General features: G+C 63.3%; 1 protein-coding gene. It reads right to left on the bottom strand.

What is annotated here, in order from left to right:
* Window positions 1-30: 30 nt before the first annotated feature.
* A partial coding sequence (locus JFB92_RS23900; protein ID WP_199044359.1) for an integrase core domain-containing protein occupies window positions 31-471 on the bottom strand: 441 nt, incomplete at its 5' end.

Here is a 471-nt window from a genome sequence, read left to right as displayed (position 1 = left end):
TGAATCGCCCCGGCTGTGATAGAGGGTTGATTACGTGGTGACTTGTGGAGCTGCTGGGACGGCTGTGGCCCAGTATTGCTGTTCGTAGGCGGCGGGGGTGGCGTAGCCGATCGCGGAGTGGAGCCGCTGGTGGTTGTACCAGTCGATCCACTCGGCGGTGGCCAGTTCTACATCGGTCAGATTCCTCCAATCGCGATTCCGATCGATCAGTTCGGTCTTGTACAACCCGATCGTGGACTCCATCAGGGCGTTGTCGTAGGCGTCGCCGACTGAACCGATGGAGGCTTGGATGCCGGCCTGCGCGAGGTGGGCGCCGAAGCGGAAACTCGTGTATTGACTGCCGGCGTCCGAGTGATGAATGATCGCCTCGCTATCGGACCCGTACGGGGCGGCGGTCCGGTCCCGCTGCCACAGGGCGTGGTCGACCGCATCGAGCACCAGCTTGGTGTGCTTGGTCGTCGCAGCGGCCCA

The sequence above is a fragment of the Glycomyces salinus genome, from assembly GCF_016428645.1.
In the GTDB taxonomy this organism is placed as follows: Bacteria; Actinomycetota; Actinomycetes; order Mycobacteriales; family Micromonosporaceae; genus Glycomyces; species Glycomyces salinus.
This window is presented reverse-complemented; position numbering and strand designations above follow the sequence as displayed.